The 687-nt window shown below is 54.3% G+C and carries 1 rRNA gene; it reads left to right on the forward strand.

Going from position 1 to position 687, the window contains the following annotated elements:
* Positions 1-687, forward strand: a 23S ribosomal RNA gene (locus tag HHO41_RS22030); the annotation flags it as partial.

Genomic DNA, 687 nt, shown 5'->3' on the forward strand with positions numbered 1-687 from the left:
ATCGGGGTAGGAGACAGTGTCAGGTGGGCAGTTTGACTGGGGCGGTCGCCTCCTAAAAAGTAACGGAGGCGCCCAAAGGTTCCCTCAGAATGGTTGGAAATCATTCGTAGAGTGTAAAGGCACAAGGGAGCTTGACTGCGAGACCTACAAGTCGAGCAGGGACGAAAGTCGGGCTTAGTGATCCGGTGGTTCCGCATGGAAGGGCCATCGCTCAACGGATAAAAGCTACCCCGGGGATAACAGGCTTATCTCCCCCAAGAGTCCACATCGACGGGGAGGTTTGGCACCTCGATGTCGGCTCATCGCATCCTGGGGCTGTAGTCGGTCCCAAGGGTTGGGCTGTTCGCCCATTAAAGCGGTACGCGAGCTGGGTTCAGAACGTCGTGAGACAGTTCGGTCCCTATCCGTCGTGGGCGTAGGAAATTTGAGAGGAGCTGTCCTTAGTACGAGAGGACCGGGATGGACGCACCGCTGGTGTACCAGTTGTCTTGCCAAAGGCATCGCTGGGTAGCTATGTGCGGACGGGATAAGTGCTGAAAGCATCTAAGCATGAAGCCCCCCTCAAGATGAGATTTCCCATAGCGTAAGCTAGTAAGATCCCTGAAAGATGATCAGGTTGATAGGTCAGAGATGGAAGCGTGGCGACATGTGGAGTTGACTGATACTAATAGATCGAGGACTTAACCA

Origin of the sequence: Bacillus sp. DNRA2, assembly GCF_012843265.1 — a bacterium.
GTDB lineage: Bacteria > Bacillota > Bacilli > Bacillales > Cytobacillaceae > Bacillus_BU.